This window comes from Parasphingorhabdus sp. (assembly GCF_036963805.1).
Taxonomy (GTDB): domain Bacteria; phylum Pseudomonadota; class Alphaproteobacteria; order Sphingomonadales; family Sphingomonadaceae; genus Parasphingorhabdus.
The window spans coordinates 1-859 of record NZ_JBALUN010000040.1; the positions used below are offsets into that span (position 1 = coordinate 1).

General features: G+C 54.7%; 1 protein-coding gene. It reads right to left on the reverse strand.

The features are described from left to right. Positions 1-618: ParB/RepB/Spo0J family partition protein (locus tag V7676_RS18660; RefSeq protein WP_335661060.1), on the reverse strand; the 618-nt coding region annotated here is incomplete at its 3' end. Positions 619-859 lie beyond the last annotated feature (241 nt).

Here is an 859-nt window from a genome sequence, read left to right on the forward strand (position 1 = left end):
GCGTATGGATCGTTCAAGCACCATACGGCGGATGCTGTCCGACGTGATCTGATAGTAAGTGTCCTGCACCTCGGCGAACACTTGGTCTTGCCGTTCAATATCCGATGTGGCGCCATAGGCTTTGGCAATGTCGAGCGTGATTTCGCCAGCTGCCAATGCATCGAAGACGCAAGGCGCAAGCGAGGCGAGCCGGAGCCGTCCCTCGACAAATCGCACCGTGACACCAAAGCGCCGCGCAACATCTTCAGGCGATGCGCCCGCTTCGATAATTGCCGCAAAGGCCTGGGCTTCGTCGGCGGGGTTCATTTGAAGCCTTTGAAAGTTTTCAGCAAGGCTGGCTTCGCGCACTTCGCCGTCTTCGCCTTCAATAACAAGGCAGGTGACGGGCATGTTTTTCTTGACCGTACCTTCACTCGCCAGCGATTTCAGCGCTGCTAATCGGCGGCCACCAGCTTCGACTTCAAATTTCCCGCGTGCTGCTTTGCAAACAAGCAGATTTTGCAACAAACCGCGTGCCGCGATATCAGCCTTTAACTGCGCATCGGCAGTAGGATCGGATGATTTGCGGACATTTCGCGGGCTCGGAATGAGTTTGTTCAAGGCAATAGACTGAAACATGATATTTACTCCTGGTTGAGTTGAATGAACCTCACGGACATCGTGGGTTCAAAAACCCTCCAGCTTTGCTCTTCTCTCCAAACCAATGAACCCGGAGTTATGCTCAATGCGCTTAGCCCTTGCGGCGCGCGACCCAGTTCACCAGCTCATCATTCCAGTCAGTTCCCGGCGATGAAGGTTCGCGGATATGAATGGTTCGGCCTTCCCATGCGTGAGCTTTAAGCCCGCGATCCGCAGCGAG